The organism is Rhodovulum sp. PH10 (assembly GCF_000293785.1).
Lineage (GTDB): Bacteria > Pseudomonadota > Alphaproteobacteria > Rhizobiales > Xanthobacteraceae > Rhodoplanes.
The window spans coordinates 1-442 of record NZ_AKZI01000257.1 but is presented as its reverse complement, the minus strand read 5'-3'; the positions used below and the strand labels follow the sequence as shown (position 1 = coordinate 442).

General features: G+C 77.8%; 1 protein-coding gene. It reads left to right on the top strand.

Annotated features, from left to right (window positions below; genetic code table 11):
- Nucleotides 1–442: hypothetical protein (locus A33M_RS21905; RefSeq protein WP_040622768.1), on the top strand; the 442-nt coding region annotated here is incomplete at both ends.

Here is a 442-nt window from a genome sequence, read left to right as displayed (position 1 = left end):
CCTGCGCCCTGGCGGTCGACCGGTACGGACGGATCGTCGCGCTGTCGCCATCCGCCGAGGCCGTTCTACGCGACGGCAACGTGCTGACGGTGGAGCGGGGTCGGCTCACCGGCGCCACCCCCGAGGCGGCCGGCCGGCTCGCGCATGCCATCGCCGGCACCGCCGGGGCGATCCGCGGCGAGCCGCCTCGACCGACCGCCACGGCGACGCTGGCGGGCCGGCACGGCAGCGCGGTTCGCATCCGCGCCGTCGCCGTTCCGCGCGACCGCAACGACATCGGGTTCGGCGCCACCACGATCGTCGCACTCGAGACCATGCCCGGCGCCGGCGCCCTCGACCCGGCCCATGCGGCCGTCCTCACCCCGGCCGAGCGGGAGATCGCCGTCGCCCTTTTGGCCGGCGAGCGGCCCGGCCGGATCGCCGCCCGCCGGGGTGTCTCCGT